This window comes from Paenibacillus sp. SYP-B3998, from assembly GCF_010820665.1.
In the GTDB taxonomy this organism is placed as follows: Bacteria; Bacillota; Bacilli; order Paenibacillales; family NBRC-103111; genus Paenibacillus_E.
This window is the reverse complement of record NZ_JAAIKC010000006.1, coordinates 170,735-191,295: the sequence shown is the minus strand read 5'-3', so window position 1 is coordinate 191,295 and position 20,561 is coordinate 170,735. Positions and strand designations below refer to the sequence as shown.

Here is a 20,561-nt window from a genome sequence, read left to right as displayed (position 1 = left end):
TTCCCTTCCAGATAAGTTCGCAGGACAAACTCTCTACTTTCAATTCTATGGGAATGCTGGGCTGCATTATGATAAAATAAATCAAAAAATACGAGACAGGAGGAAATGCCGATGAGTGCGTTTGTACATCTGCATGTGCATAGTGAATACAGCTTATTAGATGGTGCTGCGCGTATGGAAGAACTAGTTTCGCAAGCGGCTGCTCTCGGCATGACATCTCTTGCTTTAACGGATCATGGCGTCATGTATGGCGCCATCGCCTTCTATAAAGCTTGCAAGCAGCGAGGCATTAAGCCGATTATCGGCTGCGAAGTTTATTTTACTGCTGGTTCTATACGTGAAAAGGGTTCGAGGCAGGAACAACCGATTTATCACTTGATCTTGCTTGCGAAGAATCACAAAGGCTACCAAAACCTTATGAAATTATGCTCGATTGGACATCTTCAGGGCTTTCATTATAAGCCCCGAATTGATCTGGAGCATTTAGCGAAGCACGCCGAGGGACTTATTTGTCTAAGTTCTTGTTTAGGCAGTGAGGTTTCCCAGCATTTGTTGCATGATCGGAAGGATGAGGCTCGGAAGGCCGCAGAGCGTTATCGGGGCATCTTCGGAGACGATTTCTTTCTAGAAATTCAAGATCATGGCATGATCGAACAGAAAAAAGTAATGATTTCGATGATCGAGCTTAGCAAAGATACGGGTATTCCGCTTATTGCTACCAATGATGTTCACTATGTGACAGAAAAAGATCATGTCATGCAAGATATTTTGATCTGCATAGGTACGGGCAAAACGGTAGAAGACAAAGAGAGACTCCGTATGGGGACAAGCCAAATGTATTTGAAAAGCGAAGAGGAGATGAGGCGATTATTCGTTCATGTTCCTGAAGCCCTTACGAATACAGCAGTTGTAGCTGAACGTTGTGAACTCGAACTGGAGTTTGGGAAATCGATTTTACCCAAGTTTCGTCCAATTCCAGAAGGTTTAACGGCAGGAGCTTACTTAAAAGAGTTATGTCTGCGAGGCTTAGAGCAGCGTTACGGAACGAAACAGGATTGGCATTCAACAGATTCACCACTTAGAACGCAAGCGGAAGAACGTTTGGCCTACGAACTTGGTGTTATTGAGAACATGGGTTTCTCAGATTACTTCTTAATTGTTTGGGATTTTATTCGATTTGCTCATGAAAAGAAGATTATGACAGGTCCAGGACGGGGATCATCAGCCGGCAGTCTTGTAGCCTATGTGCTGCGAATTACGAATGTCGATCCATTGCAATACAAGCTGATATTTGAACGGTTTCTCAACCCTGAACGGATTACGATGCCGGATATCGATATCGACTTCAGCGATGAACGTCGGGATGAAGTCATTGACTACGTGGTTGCCAAATATGGTCAAGAACACGTTGCACAAATCATTACGTTCGGAACGATGGCTGCGAAAGCAGCGGTCAGAGATGTCGGACGCGTGCTGAACGTCCCTTACGGAGATGTTGACCGCGCAGCCAAGATGATTCCTAATCAGCTCGGAATGACGCTCGCCGAAGCGTTGCAGATCAGCTCTGAGCTTAAGGCGCTCACGGTTAAACAACCGAGGACGGCAGAGCTGCTGGAAATGGCCATGCGCGTAGAAGGGATGCCACGGCATGCTTCAACTCATGCGGCAGGAGTTGTTATTTCTAGAGAACCGTTAACTGAGTATGTGCCTTTGCAAGAAGGTACTTCGCAAACGGCACTTACGCAGTACACCATGGAGCACTTGGAAGCCATTGGTCTTCTGAAAATGGACTTTCTTGGGTTAAGAACCCTTTCCATTATTGAACGGACGCTGCATTGGATTGAAGAAATGGAAGGTATCAGCGTTAATTTCGATAAGCTGAACATGGATCAGGATTTGGTTACCTTTGACCTTCTCACTAAAGGCGAGACAACAGGCGTTTTTCAATTAGAAGGTAATGGCGTGCGCAGAGTGCTAAAAGATTTGAAGCCGTCTGTATTTGAAGATATTATTTCGGTCGTGGCGCTTTATCGTCCCGGTCCAATGGAATTTATTCCTAAATATATCGCCGGTAAGCATGGGCAGGTGGAGGTTATCTATCCGCATGCGTCCTTGGAATCGATTCTTCGTGATACGTATGGAATTATCGTATATCAAGAACAAATCATGCAAATTGCCTCCGCCATGGCTGGTTTTAGCTTAGGAGAAGCGGATTTGTTAAGACGAGCAGTCTCGAAGAAAAAGCGCGAAGTGCTCGACGAAGAGCGCACGCATTTCGTAGCGGGCAGCTTGCGAGAAGGTTTTAGCGCCGAAGAGGCGAATCACGTCTACGATATGATTGTCCGTTTCGCTGACTATGGTTTTCCACGGGCTCATGCAACGGCTTATGGGGTGCTTGCGTTCCAAACCGCATATTTAAAAGCGCATTATCCGATCTATTTCATGGCCTCGATGTTAACTGCAGTGATGGGGAATCACCGCAAGGTTGCTGAATATGTGGACGAATGTCGACGTATGAAGCTGGCTGTGCTGCCTCCAGATGTCAACGGTAGCGGTACTGTGTTTACGCCTGATCGTCAAGGGGCAATTCGCTTCGGTCTTGCAGCAATTAAAAATGTGGGTACTCATGCGATCGATGCAATTCTCAGTGAACGCAAACAATCGCCATTCGAGAGCTTGCTTGATTTCTGCCGACGAGTCGATCTGCGCGTGTGTAACAAACGGGTTATCGAATCGCTTATTCAAGGTGGGGCTTTTGATTCACTCGGCGGACATCGCGCACAACTGATCGCTATCCTGGATGAAACGATTGCTTCTGCCACGAAGTGGCGCAAGGAGCGAGATGATCTGCAGCTGCACCTTTTTGGTTTCGTAGAAGAGCCGAATTGGGAGGTGGAGGTGCCGAACATTCCGCCAATGCCGCAGAACAAGCAGCTTGAGTATGAAAAGGAGCTGCTAGGAATGTATATATCTGGCCATCCACTTGATGCTTATGCAGAGCTTCTTACGGAGCTTGAAGCGGACAAATTGCACGAACTGCATGAGCTGCCGGATAACAGTGAAGTGATCGTTGCGGGTTCGATCCTTTCCAACAAGACTATTGTCACGAAGAAGGGGCAGCCCATGGCTTTCATGGAGCTTGAAGATCGCATTGATAAGGTCGAGGTGGTCTTGTTTCCGGAGACCTGGAAGAACGCGGCTCCGCTTGTGCAAAAAGGGCGCCTTGTCCTTGTGCGTGCAAAGCTGCAGCTTCAGGACGAGGACCCGCCTAAGCTTCTTGCGGAGCAAATGGTGGCGTTGGACGACCCTGAGGCCGTCCAACGGCTTCGCCGGGCCCCAGCTCGTACAGGGGCCACAGGCACGGTCGGTGCGCGCAGCGCCCCTGCCAAGACGACCCCGCCAGGGGCAGGTCGCCAAGACCCTCACGCGGCTGAGCAGCCTGTGCGGACGAACGCTGCCCAGCCGCAGGCTGCGGGGAGTGGCAGCACGAGCACCGCTGGGGAGCCGAAGGCTCAACGGGTGTTCGTCAAGATCTCGGCCGACTGCGAGCAGCCGGCGAAGCTGCTTCAGCTGAAGACGCTGCTAAAGCTGCACAAGGGGCCGCTCTCCGTTGCGCTGTTCTATGAGAACGGCGGTCGGCTTTTGGCCCTCAGCGATCAATATCAGGTGGATCCCTCACCTGAGCTGATTCGTATGATCGAGACGATCATGGGCAAAGATTCAGCCAAAGTGAAATAATGCTCCTAACCTCTGCATATACATAGGAACCTAGTTCATTCCGAAGGTATGAGGAGGATGCTATGACAGAAGAGCACATGATTCAGCTGCTGAAAAAACGCGGTGTTACGGTAGAGCAAATAGCGGAGATTGTATTCAAGCTACAAAAGCCCTATAATGATCAACTTACCGAAGATGAATGTGTAGAAAGCGTGTTAGCGGTGTTAGCGAAGCGCGAAGTACAGTATACCTTATACGCAGGTATTGCCCTTGACGAACTGGCTGAGAAGAAGCTGCTTCCTGAGCCTTTACAGTCGATTCTTGAAGTAGATGAACCATTATTCGGTGTTGATGAAACGCTGGCGCTTGGCATTGTTCACGTCTACGGGATGATAGGACTTACGAGTTTCGGGTATTTGGATAAAGAAAAGATTGGCATTATTCGAGATTTGAATGACGATCGATCTGCTGTACATGTTTTTCTTGATGATTTGGTTTGTGGTCTTGCGGCTGCGGCATCAGCGAGAATTGCGCATCAGAATGAGCGTGCCCCCGATTATAGCGTGAAAATTCGTCTGGACTAGCTTTTTTAGTTCAGACTTCACTTTTTTTAACCAAACTGCTCTGTTGCGGTAAAAAGAGAAATTATGATATCATTATTCCATTGTGTGTGCCTATGCCTATAGAGGGTGTTCATCCAGTCATCATTGCTAACATGGACTTATACAGGTAGTTGCACTTCATAGGAGGTTTTTTTTCATGTGGACGGTGATTTACATTGCTCCTACCGCGAAAATTGCTGAGCGTATTAAACAGAAGCTGACGGAGGAAGGATTTCTCGTGCAGGTTCGTGGTATCAGCCTGTCCAAAAACCAGTTTGAAATTGTTGTCCCCGAAGGGGAATTGGAAGAAGTGCAGGAAGTGCTAAATTCTATTTTACATAGATAACGAATGTAGAAGTAAGTAACGAGGCTTGTCAGATTTTCACGATAAAAGCCAAGTAGAGGTGGAAAAGTGCTCAAGGATCTATTTCAAAAACGAAAATATGCAACCATTCCTTCTGAGAAAACAAAGAGGGATATTCCCGAGGGCCTAATGAATAAATGTCCCAAGTGCGGTACGATTCAGACAAGCAAAGAACTCGAGAAAAACCTGAAAGTTTGCACGGCTTGTGGCTATCATTATCGATTAAACGCGATGGAACGCATTCAGCTGACACTTGATGAAGGACGGATTTTCGAATACGACAACGACATGATTTCAGAGGACCCTTTGCAATTTCCTGATTATATTGAGAAATTGGACAAAGCCAAAGGTTCCACGAAGCTGCTGGACGCCATTGTAACCGGTGAAGGGACTATTGGCGGTTATCCGGTTGTTGTAGCAGCGATGAGCTTTGACTTTATGGGGGGTTCGCTAGGATCTGTTGTTGGTGAGAGAATCACTAGAGCTGTGGAAGCAGCGATTCAAAAGAAATATCCGATCATTATTTATTCCACTTCGGGTGGAGCGCGTATGCAAGAAAGCATCTTGAGCTTAATGCAAATGGCAAAGACAAGCGCTGCATTGTCCAAGCTGAACGAGGAAGGCGGATTATTTATTTCGGTCATTACCGATCCGACCTTCGGCGGTGTTTCAGCTAGCTTTGCTATGCTCGGAGATATTATTATCGCTGAGCCTGCGGCACCCTTTGGCTTCACAGGACGCCGCGTCATTGAACAGACGATCAAGCAGAAGCTCCCAGACAATTTCCAGACGTCTGAATTCAATTTGGAGCATGGTCAGCTCGATAAAGTCGTGAGCCGCAAAGATATGAGGCCTACGCTAATCAAGCTGCTCGACATGCACGGAGTGAAGGGGGATGCGACTTATGGCGGGTGAGATGCTGTTTGAACAGCCGCTGGCAGAGCTGAAAAGCAAGATTGCGGAGCTGCGTAAATTTGGTGCAGAGAAGCATATCGATTTTTCAGAGGAAATACGTCGTTTAGAAGAAAGATACGTTCAGCTTGAAGACGAGTTATACAAGAATATGTCATCTGCGGAAAAGATGCAGTTAGCTCGTCATCCGCAAAGACCTACGACTTTTGATTATATTGAAGCGATCTTTACCGATTTTATCGAGTTTCATGGGGACAGGCTCTATGGAGATGATCTTGCGATTGTTGGCGGATTAGCTAAATTTAACGGGGTCCCCGTAACGGTTGTCGGTCACCAAAAAGGTAAGGACACCAAAGACAATATTGCTCGTAATTTCGGCTTGCCCCATCCCGAGGGATTTCGTAAAGCGCTTCGCTTAATGCGTCAAGCAAACAAATTTAAGCGCCCGATTATCACGTTTATTGATACGAAAGGCGCTTTCCCGGGTAATGCTGCCGAAGAGCGTGGACAAGGCGAAGCGATTGCCAGAAACTTGCTGGAAATGGCCTCTTTCCGTGTGCCAATCATTTGTATTGTTCTTGGGGAAGGCGGGAGCGGAGGCGCGCTTGCGCTAGGCTTAGGAAACAAGGTGTTAATGTTGGAAAATGCTATCTATTCGGTTATTAGTCCCGAAGGTGCGGCTTCCATCTTATATAAAGATGCTTCCAAAGCGTTACACGCGGCAGAAGCGATGAAAATTACTGCGGATCATATCCTGGAACTTGGTGTGATTGACGGTATTATCCCAGAGCCGAAAGGCGGAGCACATCGGGATCCAGCAGCACAAGCTGAATTCATCAAAACAGCCATTTGGGAACAGCTTCAGCCATTGCTTGGTTTAACAGAACAGGAGCTACACGAGGACCGATACCGTAAATTTAGAGACATCGGTAGGTTCACATTCATTCAGGAGGGAAACCATGCGTAAAACGAAAATTGTCTGTACCATTGGACCTGCAAGCGAATCACAAGAGAATTTAAAAAAGCTTCTTGAAGCGGGAATGAACGTAGCCCGTCTTAACTTCTCCCACGGAGATTTTGAGGAGCACGGTGCACGTATCCGCAATCTTCGCGCTGCATGCCAAGAAACAGGCAAAACAGCAGCGATTTTGTTAGACACTAAGGGCCCGGAAATTCGTACGGGTAAATTAAAAGAAGAGCCGATTGAGCTTGTTCAAGACAAGCACATCATTCTTACCACAGAAGAGATTCTTGGCGATGCTGAACGTATCTCCGTTACTTATGAGAACCTGCCGCGCGACGTAGAGGTTGGTTCTACCATTCTCATCGATGACGGTTTGATTGGTTTGACGGTTGTTGACATTCGCGGCACGGAAATTGAATGCCGTATTGTTAATGGCGGAACAATCAAAAGCAAAAAAGGCGTGAACGTCCCAGGCGTGAAAATCAGCCTTCCAGGGATCACTGAGAAAGATGCGAACGATATCGTGTTCGGTATCGAGCAAGGCGTAGACTTCATCGCAGCTTCTTTCGTTCGTAAAGCAAGTGATGTAATGGAAATTCGTGAACTGCTCGAAAGACACAATGCGAATCACATCCAAATTATCAGTAAAATTGAGAACCAAGAAGGCGTCGATAACTTGGACGAAATTTTGGAAGTATCCGATGGTCTGATGGTTGCTCGTGGAGATCTTGGTGTGGAAATTCCGGCGGAAGATGTACCTGTTGTTCAAAAACAAATGATCAAAAAATGTAATATTGTGGGTAAACCCGTTATTACAGCAACGATGATGTTGGATTCCATGCAGCGTAACCCACGTCCTACACGCGCAGAAGCAAGTGACGTAGCGAATGCTGTGTTCGACGGAACGGATGCGGTTATGTTGTCTGGTGAAACAGCTGCTGGTAAATATCCAGTTGAATCTGTACAAACGATGGCTCGCATTGCAGAGCGTGCGGAAGCAGCTCTAGAATACAAAGAAATTTTCCTTCGCCAAGCCCAGGCGCAGCAAGTAACAGTTACTGAAGCGATTTCTCAGGCTGTTGCCAACTCTGCACTTGAGCTAGGAGCGAAAGCAATTTTGACGGCAACAGAAAGCGGTTATACGGCTCGTATGGTTTCCAAATACCGCCCTAAAGCGCCAATCATTGCTGTTACGCCTAATGATCAAGTCATTCGCCGTCTGTCCCTTGTATGGGGTGTCATTCCGGTGAAAGGCACTGAAGCCAAAACAACGGACGAGCTGTTCAATTTAGCGGTTGATAGCAGCATCAAATCCGGTCTTGTAAGTTTGGGTGATATTGTTGTCATTACAGCTGGTGTGCCTGTTGGTCGCTCAGGAACAACAAACCTGATTAAAGTTCATCATGTTGGTGAAATGATCGCAAAAGGTACGGGAATCGGTACCCAAACGGCTACAGGTAAAGTTGTAACGGCGCGTACGCCGGAAGAAGCGAATGCCAAAATGGTTGATGGGGCCGTACTTGTTACCGTTTCTACAGACAAGGAGTATATGCCTGCTGTTCAAAAAGCTTCCGCGTTAATCACAGAAGTGGGCGGAATTACTTCCCACGCGGCTGTGGTTGCGTTAAGTCTTGGCATTCCAGTCATCGTAGGTGTGGAACGCGCTGTCGAGTTAATTCAAGACGGAACAGAAGTGTCTATTTATCCAGAGGTAGGCGTAATCTATTCCGGACAAGCACAAGTTCTGTAAGTGATAATAACAGCAAGAGTGAAGCGAGACAGTTCTCAGCTTCACTCTTTTTTGTACACAGGTATAAAGGCGCCCATAGCGAGTTAATGAGGAGGGAATCCACATGAGTAAGCAATCCTGGTTTCAGCACCAGCTTCGCGTTCGTTTTGAAGAAACAGATCAGATGGGGGTCGTCTATCATGCCAATTATTTAACATGGTTTGAAATTGGGCGAACCGAGTTTATTCGCGAGCTGGGGTTCTCTTATCGGAGCATAGAAGAAAATGGGCTTCTACTGCCAGTAGTTGAAGCTGAGGCTAAGTTCAGGAGGCCCGCACGCTATGATGACTTGATTTGCGTCTATACGCGCGTAACGAATGCTAGCAGTGTACGCATTGACTTTACTTATGAGGTTCGAAGAGTAACTGAGGACCACTTAGTGACTTCATCAGCCAGCTTTCAAAAGGAAACGGATCTGGAGCCGAAAGGTGAGTTATTGGTGACCGGGACGACTCGTCATGTTTGGGTGAATCCTTCTTGGAAGCCAGCTCGTATAGATAAGGAAGCGCCGCAATTATGGCAGCTGCTCAAGCAAGAATCTTAATGCTTTGACAGAAAGGAGCTAAGATTATGTTTCGTGTGCTTCTAGCTATTTTTATTCTTGTGCCTGCCATAGAGATTACTCTCATGATTACACTAGGGCATTTCATAGGAGGCTGGACGACATTTGCGCTAATCCTATTAAGTGGCTTCTTAGGCGCTTACTTTGCTAAACGCGAAGGGCGTAAGGTATGGGAATATGCAAGATATGAATCGTCGCAAGGACAATTGCCAGCGCAATCATTGTTGGATGGGATTTGTATCTTCTTAGGAGGTATCTTGCTAATAACACCGGGGTTCATCACTGATATTTTCGGTTTTTTGCTTGTATTTCCTTATACCCGACCGATATTTAAAGTGCTGCTGTTGGCTCTTATCCAAAAGCAAATAGGAAAAGGGCGGATCAATTTCTTTTTTCGCAGATAACTTATCTTTGTGCAGAAAAAGGCTCACTCCCCCACCACTTACTTGGGGGGAGTTGAGCCTTTTTGTATATAGGAGGCCATGTCGTGGAAGATACGGGCTCGGTAGAAGGCTGAGATAGTAACCAGTGATACAGGTCCAATAATCAGTCCAACGAGTCCGAACAATTTCAATCCAACAAACATGGCGATTAGTGTGGCCAAAGGATCCAGCCCCACGGAGAAGGCTAACACTTTAGGTTCCATAATTTGTCTGGCAACCATAATAACACCGTATAAGACACTGAGACCAATACCTAGATACATATCCCCTTGGGCAAAAAATACATAAGCAATCCAAGGTACCATAATCGCGCCAGTACCCATATAAGGCATTAAGTCGGCTAATCCCGTCAATAGCCCGATCGTAATCGCATAGTCCACACGTAGTACTAGCAAACCAATGATGACAACAAGGGCTGTTAAAGAGACAAGAATAAGCTGTGCCCTAATATAACCGAAAAGTGCTTTTTGCAAATCATTTCGAATGAGTTTTGTTGTTTTTACAATTGTCTCTGAGAAGATGCCTTTGTAACGAGAGATAAGTGCATACCAATCTTTACTAATAAAAAAAGTAGCGAGCAGAACAATAATCGTTAAGGTTGCAATGTTAGGCAGAGAGGCTAGAACATTTTTCAAAGTGTCGAAAGTATACCCGATGATGTATTTACTGATGTCTGCAATAGAGCCTGCGGTTGAAGATAAGTTATTATTGACGGTTTCTTGATATTTGGGGTTATTTTCAAAAAAATGATTGATGCGTTCTATCCAGTCTTGGAATGAGGTTGAGTTAATGAAGACATTGAACTGCTCGACCCAGCGGTTAATCTGATTTTGTAACGTATCGGCAAGTGAGCCCAGTTCTACAATGATGTTGGCTACTAGTATGATAATGGCGGTAATCATGGCGCTTAGAAACAAGAGCATGGAGATCGTTACAGCGAGCCAGCGCGGCAGCTTTAATTTGAACTGAAAAAAATTAACAAGCGGTTGAAGCATAAAGGCGATGATCCAACCCAAAATAAATGGATAAATCAATGGGGTAACATAGTAAAAACCAAGCGCGATAATGAAGACGATGATGGCTACCCAAATGCCCCTGAAAATTTGATGAACTAAGCGCGGATTCAGGATATTCATGGTATTTTCTCTCCTTGCTTCTAATATTTCTATTGTATCATGTTATTAAAATTATGCGGAAATTCATTTCTTTACAAAATCTTAATATATCAAATGTGGGGTTGGTACATTGTCGGTAAACATAGGGTCATAGTACAATAAAGTTGAGCATGTCGAAAAAAGTAATTAAATGGAGGCTTTATGGGTATTGCAAGAGAACCAGTAGCGAAGGAAGTCAAAGAGCTCAAGGAAGTAAATGAAGTATCGTCCATGTACTTGAACCGGGATTTGAGCTGGATCGAGTTTAATCGACGCGTACTGGAGGAAGCTCAGGATCTGAGTACTCCGCTGCTTGAGCGTGTGAAGTTTCTGTCAATCGTATCTAGTAATTTGGATGAGTTCATGAGTGTCCGTGTGGCCGGGCTCACGGATCAGATCAAGGCTGGTTACAACAAAAAGGATTTCACTGGCTATACGCCTGCCGGCTTGATTAAGCGTATTATGAAGCGTACGACGAAGATGGTGACGGAACAATACAAAACGTATCGTGAAGTATCCAGACTGCTCGTTAAAGAAGGAATTTTGTTTACTGATTATGAAGAGCTAAACGCAAGCCAGAAGAAGGCTATGGATGCTTACTATCACGATATTATTTTTCCTGTTTTAACGCCAATGGCAGTAGATCAAAGCAGACCTTTTCCGTTGGTGCATAATCAGTCTGTTTATTTAGCAGTGGTGCTCGTCAGAGAAGGCGAAGACCCAGAAGATGAACCTTACTTTGCCATTGTACAAGTGCCGAACAACCTCTCTAGGTGTATTTCGATACCTTCGCGCCAAAATAGCAAAAAGCAAGAGTTTATTCTCATCGAAGAATTAATTGAACATCATATTGAATCCTTGTTTAGCGGGTATTCCCCGATAGCCGTGCATACATTTCGACTGACTCGAAACGCCGACCTGACCTTGAATGAGGAAGGCGCGGAAGATTTACTGGAGGAAATAGAGAAAGAGCTGAGACGTCGACGCTGGGGAGCGCCGGTTCGCTTGGAAGTACAAGAAGGTATGCATCCGTATGCGCTCTCGCAACTCCAAGATGAATTTGAAATTACAGAGAATGTCTTTGAAATTGACGGTCCATTAGATTTAACTTATTTCATGAAGCTAGCTGGCAATTTGAGTGGATTTGATCATCTGCGTTTTCCGCGGATTGAGCCTAAATATCCGATTGAATTCGAGTCTAACGTTGATTTCTTCTCCGTACTTAAGGAACAGGATGTTCTCGTGTATCACCCCTATGAATCGTTCGATGCAGTAACCGATTTTGTCATTCACGCGGCTTATGATCCTCAAGTGCTGGCGATTAAAATGACCTTGTATCGAGTTAGCGGAAATTCGCCAATTATTCAAGCGCTCGCGAGAGCCGCGGAGTCTGGTAAACAGATCACAGTGGTCGTCGAACTGAAGGCCCGCTTTGATGAGGAGCGAAATATTGCTTGGGCTCGAAAACTTGAGACATCAGGCTGTCATGTCGTTTATGGACTTGTAGGCTTGAAGACGCATGCCAAGATTACACTCGTTGTTCGCCAAGAACAGGATGGTCTTCGTAGATTTGTACACGTTGGAACAGGCAATTATAACGACAATACGGCTCGTTTATATACAGATGTAGGTCTCTTTACTTCACATAGTGTCATTGGAGAAGATGCTTCTGCGCTCTTCAATGAAATTACAGGGTACTCGGCGCCGCATGATTGGCAGGCTTTTGCTGTCGCGCCAACAGACATGAAGGATAAACTGTTCGAGCTCATCGAACGTGAAGCAGCCCATGCTAGAGCCGGTAGACCTGCACATATTACAGCTAAAATGAACTCATTATCCAATCAACAGATGGTAGATGCGTTATACGCGGCATCGCAGGCTGGCGTAAAGATTGACTTGATCATTCGCGGCGTCTGTTGTTTACGTCCCGGTGTCCCTGGATTAAGTGAAAATATTACGGTGCGTACCATCGTGGATCGATTCTTAGAACATTCTCGGATTTATACCTTTGAGAACGGCGGTCATGTGGATGTGTACTTGTCTTCCGCGGATTGGATGACGCGTAATTTAACGCGAAGAATCGAGCTTATGTGTCCTGTCTTCGATAAGCAGTTGAAAAAGATGATGATTCAAATTCTCAAATTAACCTTAAACGATAATGTCAAAGCAAGAGAATTAATGTCAAACGGTATTTATGCTAGAGTGAAAAATGAACTGACCCCTTATCGGAGCCAGTTCGAGGCAATGAAAATTAATTCGTGGAAAAAACTCCAGCTTGGGCTTTAATTTTTAATAACCATACCTTTTCAAAATCTTTTGCGTGGTCGGAGATCTCCTTCATTTCAATAACAGGGTTGTGCGAGCAAAGTAGCTTGAGGGTAAGTGTTTTATCGTTTTGCGTGATATCGAGGTCTTGCACAGGCTGCGTTTCACTATGGTCTAAAGCTATTGCCAGATGAAGCAGTGTGCCAAGCTCATGAATCAGCCACTCGTCGGATATGTCCACAAGGTCCTTATACAAAAGGGCTGCCTGGTGTGTCCGACTTTTTGTTTTGTACGAAGCAATGAGTGAGCAGATAGCGATTTCACGATGCGTGAAGCCATCAATGCGAGCATGGGCAATGATGTATTGCGTATGTTTACTATATTGATAATAGTGAATCCCCGTACCTATGCGGTATAACAGAGAGGCTGCATGCAAATAGCGTCTGGTTCTTTCTTTCAGTTGTTTCAAAGGAGCTAGCTTATCATATAATTTTAGCGCGATTTTGTTGACGTGACGAACATGCTGGAGTGCCTCGCCTGGATGCAGAAGCAATAAGTTTTGGATGCTGGCATCCAAAACATCGTCAACGATAGGCTGCTCGGGATGGATTATTTCGTAAAACAAACCATCGCGTAAGCCAGATCCGCTTATGATCAACTGCGAGGCCTTCACTGCTTCACATAAAGTATTCAAAATGATAAGCCCTGGAACGATAATGTCAGCTCGTTCTTTGGAGAGCCCATCGACCCTTTTCCGCTTATCAATAGAAAGCGGGGTAAGCAGCTTCAGGAAAAAATCGATTTCCCCTGGCTGTACCATATAATTGTGTGCAAGCTGAATAGAGCTCTTGAAACGTTTTTGGCTCATTTTACCAAGCGCTCTGATCGTCCCGCCAAGCCCAATCATAGGTAGATCGGGAGAATCTGTAATCCAAGGGTGTTCTTTAATAGCTTCAATAACCATTTGGCGTATAGTTGCAGTTTCACTTTCAGTTGGCAGACCGTTCTTCGTGTATTGTCTTGTTGTATTTACGGATCCGAATGGGAAGGAGATACTTTTCAGTAGCTTGCGATTGCCAAATAGGGTAACCTCTGTGCTACCGCCGCCAATGTCTACAATGATGCCATCTTGGATATCGATGGTGTTGATAACGCCAAGAAATCCGAAGCGAGCTTCTTCCTCACCGCTTAGTACAATTATGCTTAGTCCTGTTTGTTCTTCCAGAATACGAACAATTTCTTCGGAGTTCGTAGCATTGCGGATTGCAGCTGTAGCTGTGATTCGGACTGTGCTTACGTTGTGAGCTGTGCAAAGGATTGCATAATGAGAAAGGATCGGGACGATCGACAAGATGTCTTTGCTATGTAAAAGGCCATCAGGGCCAATTCGCTCGCTCAATCTGGCTGAATTTTTATGCTCGCTTACAACGCGATAAGCGCCATTCTCACTCAGCTCGTAAATAACGAGTCGGATAGAGTTGGAGCCAATATCCATAATACCTATACTGGTGTTCATGCTCATGTGCGGGCTCCTTTTTAGGATAATCGGTGCTGCTTAGCCTACATTGTATCAATCTCCTTCGCTTCCGACAAATTTTTCCTAGCTGACCGTATATTTCGGGTGAATTAACAAAACCTTGTATCGTGTGTTTGAAGAAATAGAAGAAAAATTTTTAGTTTCATATTTCGATCGATTAGCACTAAAAGAGCATATAGTGTTGATCCTAGATGCTCTTTTAGTGTTTTTTCTCCTTCACAATGTTCTACACTTCCCACAACTTCTCGCATAATTGATGATTCATCATGATTTACTAAGATCCATAATGGTTACAATAAAACATGGGAATCATTATAAAACAATGAAGATGAGTCACTAGGGTTAAATTGATTTTATGGGCAGATAGCATAAATTTATGGTAGTGATAATGAAGTTTTATGTCTTTATTGTTCACTTACTGAACAAAATCCTATATGATTAGAGTTAGGAAAAAGCAATTATTTGCTAATAGAGTAGCTAAGGAGAGATTCCCATGTCTGCAACCAAAGGTTTAGAAGGAATTGTAGCCACGACCTCGTCGATAAGCTCCATTGTAGATGGAGTGCTCACGTATCGCGGGATTGATATTGATGACCTCGCAGAAAATGCGACATTTGAAGAAGTTATTTATTTACTTTGGTTCGGTAAGCTTCCGACCCAACCTGAATTAGAGAAACTGCAAAGCGACCTGAACGCCTACAGCAAGGTGCCCGATGCAGTGATCGATCAGTTGAAATCATATCCGAAAGACGTTAATTCGATGGCGGCACTTCGTACAGCGGTTTCTGCACTTGCCTTGTATGATGATGAAGCAAACGACTTAAGCCAAGAATCCAATGTGCGTAAAGCGATCAAGCTGCAAGCGCAAATTCCTGGTATCATCGCAGCGTTCGCACGTATCCGTGAGGGTAAAGAGCCTTTAGCTTCCCCAGGGTATGCTTCCGTAGCTGCTAACTTCCTGTACCAATTGACAGGAAATGAGCCGGACAAGATAGCCATTGAAGCTTTAGATAAAGCATTGGTTCTGCATGCTGACCATGAGCTGAACGCTTCTACATTCGCGGCTCGCGTAACAGTTGCAACCTTAACGGACATTTACTCCGGTATTACATCTGCGATCGGCACGCTCAAAGGACCTCTTCACGGCGGTGCTAATGAAGCGGTTATGGCGATGTTGGAGGAAATTGGAACGGTAGAAAATGTTGTTCCTTACATCAATGATAGATTAGAGCGCAAAGACAAAATCATGGGCTTTGGCCACCGTGTTTACAAAAACGGAGATCCACGCGCCAAGCACTTGCAAAAAATGTCTTATGAACTTGGCAAGTTGACAGGCAATTTGAAATGGTACGAAATGTCCATTAAAGCAGACGAATTAGTTACTGGTCTTAAGGGCTTGAAACCGAACGTAGATTTCTACTCGGCTTCCGTCTACACAACATTGGAAATCCCACGTGACTTGTTCACGCCGATCTTCGCGATCAGCCGTACATCCGGTTGGGCAGCCCACATTTTGGAACAATACGAGAACAACCGTTTGATCCGTCCCCGTGCTGAGTATACAGGTCCGGTCAACCAAAAATATATTCCAATTAGTGAGCGTTAATTGCTCTCAGGCTATTCATGCTTTATGCTTAAAGGTGCGGGCAGTCTGGTACCATCTTCCATTACCAGGGGGAGTATCTTACTCCCGTTACTTTTGTGTGTCTAGCTCACGCTCAACCCATTTCACAAACATTATAAGGAGGAATTATCATGCCACAATTCGAGTCCTATGAACTACCGACAGAAGGTCAAAAAATCACCATCGAGAATGGTGTTCTGCAAGTACCGAACAATCCCATCGTCCCTTTCATTGAAGGTGATGGTACGGGTCCTGATATCTGGGCTGCTTCCGTACGCGTTCTGGATGCTGCTGTAGAGAAAGCTTACAAAGGCGAGAAAAAAATCGCTTGGTACGAAGTATATGCAGGCGAGAAAGCTTTTAACAAATATAACAACTGGTTGCCTAACGATACGTTGACAGCAATGCGCGAATACATCGTATCCATCAAAGGTCCTTTGACAACGCCAATCGGCGGCGGTATTCGTTCTTTGAACGTTGCGCTTCGTCAAGAGCTTGATCTGTATGTTTGTTCCCGTCCTGTACGCTATTTCGACGGTGTTCCTTCACCGGTTAAACGTCCTGAATTGGTTGACATGGTTATTTTCCGTGAAAATACAGAAGATATCTATGCGGGTATTGAGTGGGAAGCTGGTTCTGACGCTGTTAAAAAAGTTATCAAGTTCCTTCAAGACGAAATGGGTGTTAATAAAATCCGTTTCCCTGAAACCTCTGGTATCGGTGTTAAACCTGTATCCGCTGAAGGTTCTGAGCGTTTGATCCGCGCAGCGATTGAATATGCGATCCAACACGGTCGCAAAACGGTAACGTTGGTACATAAAGGAAACATCATGAAATTCACAGAAGGCGCGTTCAAAAACTGGGGTTATGAGTTGGCTGAGCGTGAATTCGGAGATAAAACATTTACATGGGCACAATATGACCGTATCAAAGAAGAGCAAGGCGCTGAAGCAGCAAACAAAGCTCAAAAAGATGCTGAAGCAGCTGGCAAAATCATCGTGAAAGATGCAATTGCTGATATCGCTCTTCAACAAATCTTGACGCGTCCTACAGATTTCGACGTTATCGCAACGCTGAATCTGAACGGTGATTACCTGTCTGATGCACTAGCTGCACAAGTTGGCGGTATTGGTATCGCTCCTGGAGCAAACATCAACTACTTGACTGGTCATGCTATCTTTGAGGCTACACACGGAACAGCTCCAAAATACGCTGGTCTTGATGTAGTTAACCCAGGTTCGGTTATCTTGTCCGGCGTTATGCTGCTTGAGCACCTAGGTTGGTTAGAAGCGGCTGAGTTGATCTACAAAGGTCTGGAAACTTCAATCAACAACAAAACCGTTACTTACGACTTTGCTCGTTTGATGGAAGGCGCGAAAGAAATCAAGTGCTCAGAGTTTGCTAACGAAATCATTAAAAACATGGGTTAATCCGATTTTCATAAACAAAACTAGCTCTTACACATAAACTTTAGGAGGCACATCCAACATGGCAATCCGTCGTAATAAAATTACCGTTGTCGGCGCAGGTTTCACAGGCGCAACTACTGCTCTTATGTTGGCACAAAAAGAACTTGGTGACGTTGTTCTTCTTGATATTCCACAATTGGAAAACCCAACAAAAGGCAAAGCGCTTGATATGCTTGAAGCAGGTCCTGTTCAAGGCTATGATAGCCAAATCACAGGTACTTCGAATTACGCGGATGCTGCTGATTCTGACATCGTGATCATCACAGCGGGTATTGCTCGTAAACCGGGTATGAGCCGCGACGATCTGGTTAACACGAATGCAGGTATCGTGAAATCCGTTTGTGAGAACGTGAAAGAAGTAGCTCCTAATTCAATCGTTATCATACTTAGTAACCCGGTTGACGCGATGACTTACGTTGCTTACCAAGCACTTGGATTCCCTAAGAATCGTGTAATCGGCCAATCCGGCGTACTGGATACAGCTCGTTACCTCACATTCATCTCCCAAGAGTTGAATGTATCTGTTGAAGACGTAAAAGGTGTAGTTATCGGCGGACACGGCGATGACATGGTTCCACTTGTTCGCTACACTTACGCTGGCGGCGTGCCAATCGAGAAGCTGATCTCAGCTGAACGCATTGAAGCAATCGTTCAACGTACACGTACTGGCGGCGGTGAAATCGTTAACCTGCTTGGTAACGGTAGTGCTTACTACGCACCAGCAGCTTCTCTTGTGCAAATGACTGAAGCAATTCTGAAAGACAAGAAACGTATTATTCCTACAATCGCTCTTCTTGAAGGCGAGTACGGGTACGATAACCTGTTCATGGGCGTCCTGACTGTGCTTGGCGCAGACGGTATCGAGAGAATCTTGGATATCGAGCTGACAGAAGAAGAGAAAACAGCTTTGGATAAAACTGCGAATTCGGTTCGTAACGTAATCAAAGTTGTAACAGGTTAATTTACGTTTGCGCAAAGAACCAGTGGCCTATGCGAATAGGCTGCTGGTTCTTTTTTATGTTGTACATTCTTTTTTCTGAACTCTTTAATTTGGATGATTGCATAGAGTTTTGTTACTTTTGTAAATTCCATGCTTAGGTGCTATTCGAAGCGTTTTCTCTGTGCTACGATACACTTAGGCCAAGAATTGGCTATTTCATCCAATGATGGAGGGATTTTATGTATTTGAAAAGCTTGCTAGGTAAAAACAGATGGAAAGGCCTCGCTCTTACAGCAACAATGTCTGTTTCTTTGTTAGGCGCCGTACCTCAAGCTTTCGCCGAGGGGCCGAATGATCCGGCTCCAACGATTACCCCGATCACGGCGAACGGGAAGAAAGTACTTTTTGATAATACGCACGGTCAAACAGCTGGTGCCGCAGACTGGGTTATTGACGGAGGATTCTCTGATTTTGCGAATGCCTTAGGTACTGCAGGCTATTATGTTAAAGAGCTTCGTAAGACAAGCCCTATTATACTGTCTGATCTATCGGCTTACGATGTAGTCGTCATCGGAGAAGCCAATATTCCTTACAAGACCTCTGAGCAAAGCGCCTTGCTGCAATATGTGCAAAATGGCGGGAGCATTTTCTTCATTGGGGATCATTACAATGCAGATCGGAACAAAAATCGTTGGGATGCTTCGGAAGTGTTCAACGGTTATCGCCGTGGAGCATGGACAAACCCAGCAGCTGGCATGAGTACAGATGAAGCAGCTTCTGGAGCTATGCAGGGGGTAGCTAGTTCAGATTGGTTAGCTACGAATTTCGGCGTGCGTTTCCGTTATAATGCTTTAGGAGACATTACCGCGAATAACATTGTGAGCCCTTCGCAAGCGTTTGGCATTACAACAGGCGTTTCTAAAGTAGCGATGCATGCAGGCTCGACATTAGCGGTTACTGATCCGAACAAAGCTAAGGGGATCGTCTATCTGCCAACGACAACAACGAAATGGGCAAATGCGGTAGATCAAGGTGTTTACAATAATGGAGGCGTTGCAGAAGGTCCGTACGTCGCTGTTTCCAAAGTTAGCGCAGGTAAAGCAGGATTTATTGGTGATTCTTCGCCAGTTGAAGATGCGAGTCCTAAATATAAAAGAGAAGAAACAGGCGGCTCAAAAACAACCTATGCTGGTTTTCAAGAGCAAAATGATGCGACGCTTCTTGTGAATATGGTAAATTGGTTGTCTACCAAAGAGACTTACACAAGTCTAGGACAAGTTTCCGGACTTACTTTGGATACAGCGACATCGCTTTATACATGGGAACAACCGGCTAACACGACAGAGCCGCAAGCGGAACCGTGGGCTACACCAGCCGCTGGCTATAAATGGTGGGATCCAACAACATTTAAATCTGGCTCTTATGGATATGGTTCAACGACGACGACCGATCCTTACGAACCTAATGACAGCTTATCGACTGCCTATGGTTCACTGGCTTCAGGAGCAACCTATAATGGCTACATTGGTACAAGCACAGACGCTGATTGGTTCAAATTCACTACTGCTGGATCAGGCACTATCAGCGTAGCGCTTAACAATCTTCCAGCGAACTATGATCTGTACCTCTATAACGCTTCTAGTACGCAGTTGGCTTCTTCTGTAAACACGAACACGACGTCCGAAGCAATAAGCTATAATGCAAGTGTAGCGGGAACCTATTATATTAAAGTTGTCGGTGCAAACGGAGCAACGAGCACTTCTCAGGCTTATGCCTTACAAGCGACTTATCCTGCGGGGAATAACACGGCGCCATTCGCTTTCGTTCATCAAGCACAATTACCGAATCAAGCTGTATTTCAAGTGAAAGTTATCGTGAATGGGTTAACGGCAAATTCTACGACAACTGGCTATAATCTTGGGGTTTACAATGGTTCGGGTACGCAAGTAGCGAAAGTTCAAAACAGTGATGGCACTTGGCCTTCCTCCTATGGATACAGCACTAGTTTCTCATTAACTGCTGATGCCAATGGCCATGCTGAAAAAATCGTAAATGTTCAAATTAACCCAAGTATTTCGAGTGCAGCCAATATGCGCTTGAGACAGAACACAACAGCTAAATTTACAGAAGCAGTAACGATCGCCAATGTTCCTGCTGTACCGTTGCCATAAACCGATAAGAAAAGCTAGTGCCTGCTACCCAGCAGGTGCTAGTTTTTT

At 45.2% G+C, this 20,561-nt stretch carries 15 protein-coding genes; 13 read left to right on the top strand and 2 right to left on the bottom strand.

Features of this window, described 5'->3' with window-relative positions:
• Positions 1 to 111 precede the first annotated feature (111 nt).
• The 8 genes from GK047_RS17335 to GK047_RS17300 all read left to right on the top strand — a co-directional run bounded on the left by GK047_RS17335 (position 112) and on the right by GK047_RS17300 (position 9,314).
• Positions 112 to 3,738 (top strand): DNA polymerase III subunit alpha, encoded by a 3,627-nt coding sequence (locus GK047_RS17335; RefSeq protein ID WP_163949340.1) that lies wholly within the window; start codon positions 112 to 114, stop codon positions 3,736 to 3,738.
• Between the two features lie 62 nt (positions 3,739 to 3,800).
• The gene (locus GK047_RS17330; protein WP_163949337.1) at positions 3,801 to 4,301 is read left to right on the top strand and encodes a phosphatidylglycerophosphatase A family protein; all 501 of its coding nucleotides are present in this window, start codon (positions 3,801 to 3,803) and stop codon (positions 4,299 to 4,301) included.
• Between the two features lie 175 nt (positions 4,302 to 4,476).
• A complete protein-coding gene (locus GK047_RS17325) occupies positions 4,477 to 4,665 on the top strand; it encodes a glutamate decarboxylase (RefSeq protein WP_163949334.1) in 189 nt (62 codons plus the stop codon).
• A gap of 66 nt (positions 4,666 to 4,731) precedes the next feature.
• A complete protein-coding gene (gene accD, locus GK047_RS17320; RefSeq protein ID WP_163949332.1) occupies positions 4,732 to 5,598 on the top strand; it encodes an acetyl-CoA carboxylase, carboxyltransferase subunit beta in 867 nt (288 codons plus the stop codon).
• Positions 5,588 to 6,562, top strand: coding sequence for an acetyl-CoA carboxylase carboxyl transferase subunit alpha (gene accA / locus GK047_RS17315; RefSeq protein WP_163949329.1), 975 nt, complete (start codon positions 5,588 to 5,590; stop codon positions 6,560 to 6,562). The genes accD and accA overlap by 11 nt, the downstream gene beginning before the upstream one ends.
• A complete protein-coding gene (gene pyk / locus GK047_RS17310; protein ID WP_163949325.1) occupies positions 6,555 to 8,309 on the top strand; it encodes a pyruvate kinase in 1,755 nt (584 codons plus the stop codon). The genes accA and pyk overlap by 8 nt, the downstream gene beginning before the upstream one ends.
• Positions 8,310 to 8,412: 103 nt before the next feature.
• A complete protein-coding gene (locus GK047_RS17305; protein WP_163949322.1) occupies positions 8,413 to 8,892 on the top strand; it encodes an acyl-CoA thioesterase in 480 nt (159 codons plus the stop codon).
• Between the two features lie 26 nt (positions 8,893 to 8,918).
• The gene (locus tag GK047_RS17300) at positions 8,919 to 9,314 is read left to right on the top strand and encodes an FxsA family protein (RefSeq protein ID WP_163949319.1); all 396 of its coding nucleotides are present in this window, start codon (positions 8,919 to 8,921) and stop codon (positions 9,312 to 9,314) included.
• Positions 9,315 to 9,352: 38 nt separating this feature from the next.
• Here GK047_RS17300 and ytvI read toward each other — a convergent pair whose 3' ends face one another.
• Positions 9,353 to 10,489: a sporulation integral membrane protein YtvI gene (ytvI, locus tag GK047_RS17295; RefSeq protein ID WP_163949316.1), complete on the bottom strand. Its 1,137-nt coding sequence runs from the start codon at positions 10,487 to 10,489 to the stop codon at positions 9,353 to 9,355.
• A 180-nt stretch (positions 10,490 to 10,669) separates the two neighbouring features.
• Between ytvI and GK047_RS17290 the strand changes: the two genes are divergently transcribed.
• Positions 10,670 to 12,793, top strand: a complete 2,124-nt coding sequence (locus GK047_RS17290) for an RNA degradosome polyphosphate kinase (protein ID WP_163949313.1) — start codon at positions 10,670 to 10,672, stop codon at positions 12,791 to 12,793.
• On the opposite strand, the gene GK047_RS17285 is transcribed toward GK047_RS17290, so the two are convergent.
• Positions 12,759 to 14,294: a Ppx/GppA phosphatase family protein gene (locus GK047_RS17285; protein ID WP_163949309.1), complete on the bottom strand. Its 1,536-nt coding sequence runs from the start codon at positions 14,292 to 14,294 to the stop codon at positions 12,759 to 12,761. The genes GK047_RS17290 and GK047_RS17285 overlap by 35 nt on opposite strands.
• 508 nt (positions 14,295 to 14,802) lie before the next feature.
• On the opposite strand from GK047_RS17285, the gene citZ reads away from it, so the two are divergent.
• From citZ to GK047_RS17265, 4 genes are all read left to right on the top strand, one after another.
• Entirely contained in the window at positions 14,803 to 15,915 is a 1,113-nt protein-coding gene (citZ, locus tag GK047_RS17280; RefSeq protein ID WP_163949306.1) for a citrate synthase, read from the top strand.
• Between the two features lie 149 nt (positions 15,916 to 16,064).
• Positions 16,065 to 17,363: an NADP-dependent isocitrate dehydrogenase gene (gene icd, locus GK047_RS17275; RefSeq protein WP_163949303.1), complete on the top strand. Its 1,299-nt coding sequence runs from the start codon at positions 16,065 to 16,067 to the stop codon at positions 17,361 to 17,363.
• A 58-nt stretch (positions 17,364 to 17,421) separates the two neighbouring features.
• On the top strand, positions 17,422 to 18,363 hold the full coding sequence (mdh, locus tag GK047_RS17270) for a malate dehydrogenase (RefSeq protein ID WP_163949300.1): 942 nt from the start codon (positions 17,422 to 17,424) through the stop codon (positions 18,361 to 18,363).
• Between the two features lie 218 nt (positions 18,364 to 18,581).
• Positions 18,582 to 20,513 carry a pre-peptidase C-terminal domain-containing protein gene (locus GK047_RS17265; RefSeq protein ID WP_481856012.1) on the top strand — a complete coding sequence of 644 codons (1,932 nt, stop codon included), beginning with the start codon at positions 18,582 to 18,584 and terminating at the stop codon, positions 20,511 to 20,513.
• The last annotated feature ends 48 nt before the right edge of the window (positions 20,514 to 20,561 follow it).

What these genes read in the sequence shown, in the direction of transcription:
- GK047_RS17335 (WP_163949340.1), top strand. Translation starts at nt 112, where the DNA reads ATGAGTGCGTTTGTACATCTGCATGTGCATAGTGAATACAGCTTATTA.
- GK047_RS17330 (WP_163949337.1), top strand. Translation starts at nt 3,801, where the DNA reads ATGACAGAAGAGCACATGATTCAGCTGCTGAAAAAACGCGGTGTTACG.
- GK047_RS17325 (WP_163949334.1), top strand. Translation starts at nt 4,477, where the DNA reads ATGTGGACGGTGATTTACATTGCTCCTACCGCGAAAATTGCTGAGCGT.
- accA (WP_163949329.1), top strand. Translation starts at nt 5,588, where the DNA reads ATGGCGGGTGAGATGCTGTTTGAACAGCCGCTGGCAGAGCTGAAAAGC.
- pyk (WP_163949325.1), top strand. Translation starts at nt 6,555, where the DNA reads ATGCGTAAAACGAAAATTGTCTGTACCATTGGACCTGCAAGCGAATCA.
- GK047_RS17305 (WP_163949322.1), top strand. Translation starts at nt 8,413, where the DNA reads ATGAGTAAGCAATCCTGGTTTCAGCACCAGCTTCGCGTTCGTTTTGAA.
- GK047_RS17300 (WP_163949319.1), top strand. Translation starts at nt 8,919, where the DNA reads ATGTTTCGTGTGCTTCTAGCTATTTTTATTCTTGTGCCTGCCATAGAG.
- ytvI (WP_163949316.1), bottom strand. Translation starts at nt 10,489, where the DNA reads ATGAATATCCTGAATCCGCGCTTAGTTCATCAAATTTTCAGGGGCATT.
- GK047_RS17290 (WP_163949313.1), top strand. Translation starts at nt 10,670, where the DNA reads ATGGGTATTGCAAGAGAACCAGTAGCGAAGGAAGTCAAAGAGCTCAAG.
- GK047_RS17285 (WP_163949309.1), bottom strand. Translation starts at nt 14,294, where the DNA reads ATGAGCATGAACACCAGTATAGGTATTATGGATATTGGCTCCAACTCT.
- citZ (WP_163949306.1), top strand. Translation starts at nt 14,803, where the DNA reads ATGTCTGCAACCAAAGGTTTAGAAGGAATTGTAGCCACGACCTCGTCG.
- icd (WP_163949303.1), top strand. Translation starts at nt 16,065, where the DNA reads ATGCCACAATTCGAGTCCTATGAACTACCGACAGAAGGTCAAAAAATC.
- mdh (WP_163949300.1), top strand. Translation starts at nt 17,422, where the DNA reads ATGGCAATCCGTCGTAATAAAATTACCGTTGTCGGCGCAGGTTTCACA.
- GK047_RS17265 (WP_481856012.1), top strand. Translation starts at nt 18,582, where the DNA reads ATGTATTTGAAAAGCTTGCTAGGTAAAAACAGATGGAAAGGCCTCGCT.